Source organism: Saccharopolyspora sp. 6V (assembly GCF_020176785.1).
Taxonomy (GTDB): domain Bacteria; phylum Actinomycetota; class Actinomycetes; order Mycobacteriales; family Pseudonocardiaceae; genus Saccharopolyspora_C; species Saccharopolyspora_C gregorii.
Genome location: NZ_JAIUKB010000235.1, coordinates 1 through 699 on the forward strand (window position 1 = coordinate 1; position 699 = coordinate 699).

The 699-nt window shown below is 68.2% G+C and carries 1 protein-coding gene; it reads right to left on the reverse strand.

What is annotated here, in order from left to right; genetic code table 11:
* On the reverse strand, nt 1-699 hold a 699-nt coding region (locus LCD35_RS29690), incomplete at both ends, for a glycoside hydrolase family 38 C-terminal domain-containing protein (protein WP_304621325.1).

The following is a 699-nucleotide window of genomic DNA, read 5'->3' on the forward strand; positions in this document are numbered from 1 at the left end:
TTCCCCACCCGCGCCAGCTGGCCCGGCTCCCAGGCCAGTCCCTCCGCGCCCCCACCGGATGGCCAACATACCCCCCCCCCCCGCCGTCGGGGCGGGTGTGGCGGGTGACGTCGTGGCCGTAGGTGGAGTCGTTGATGAGGGCGTGGCCGTAGTGGTGTTCGCCGAGGTGGAGCCAGCGGTGGGCGCAGATCTCGAACTTGGCGGCGTCCCAGGTGGTGTTGGTGTGGGTGGGTCGGTGGATGTGGCCGAACTGGGTTTCGGCGGTGGAGCGGTCGGCGTGGACGTCGAGGGGGAAGGCGGCTTTGAGGATTTTTTCGGTTTCGCGCCAGTCGATGTCGGTGTCGATGTGGAGGGTGTGGCCGTGGAGGTGGAGTCGTTGGACGAGGGTGGAGTTCCCGAAGGTGCGGTGGACGGTGAGGGTGGTGCCGTCGAGGGTGGTGCGGTCGGTGTCGGTGAGGTCGTGGCCTTGGTGGCGGTAGAACTCGTCGAGGTCCCAGGCGTCCCAGGCGTTGGGGTGGTCGGGGTGGAGTTGGAGGAGGTTGCCGGGTTGTCCGGGGGCGAGGGCTTCGCGGCCGGTGTCGAGGTCGAGCACTGAGGTGAGCAGGCCGCGTTGGTCGATGGTGGCGCGGATGCGGCCGTTGTCGAGGGTGGTGGTGCCGTCGGGGTGTTCGGTGGCTGTCTCTTTTAAACATCTACGAG